Below are 635 nucleotides of genomic sequence, written 5' to 3'. Positions count from 1 at the left end.
ATTGTTATTACCATTAATGGTGTCGATGATTTATCTATCGTAGCTGGCGATGCGACCGGCGCGGTGACTGAAGATGAAGCCGCGACGTTAAGCACGACTGGTACATTATCGCTAAGCGATGTTGATAGTTCAGACAACACAACCTTTACTGCTGAAACAATTAACGGTACTTACGGCGATATTACTATTGATGCCGACGGCAACTGGACATACGCGGCGGATAACACGCAAGCGGCGATCCAATCATTAGATGACGGCGAGTCGATCACCGATACCATCACTGTTATGACCAGCGATGGTGTTGAACAAGAGATTGTTATTACCATCAACGGCATGGATGATTTATCTATTGTTGCTGGCGATACAACCGGTGCGGTCACTGAAGATAATGCAGCAACGTTAAGCACGACTGGTACATTAACGTTGTCAGATGTTGATAGCTCGGATACAACTACTTTTACTGCTGAAACGATTAACGGTACTTACGGCGATATTACTATTGATGCCGATGGTAACTGGGCATACGCGGCGGATAATACGCAAGCGGCGATTCAATCATTAGATGACGGCGAGTCGATCACCGATACCATCACTGTTATGACCAGCGATGGTGTTGAACAAGAGATTGTTATTAC

General features: G+C 45.7%; 1 protein-coding gene. It reads left to right on the top strand.

Going from position 1 to position 635, the window contains the following annotated elements; all coding sequences use genetic code 11:
• Positions 1-635 (top strand): VCBS domain-containing protein (locus V5290_RS17345; protein WP_333388783.1); only part of this gene is annotated, 635 nt, incomplete at both ends.

This window comes from Psychromonas arctica, assembly GCF_036697365.1.
Lineage (GTDB): Bacteria > Pseudomonadota > Gammaproteobacteria > Enterobacterales > Psychromonadaceae > Psychromonas > Psychromonas arctica_A.
Note: the sequence above shows the minus strand (reverse complement) of the source record. Positions and strands in the feature narration are given on the sequence as shown.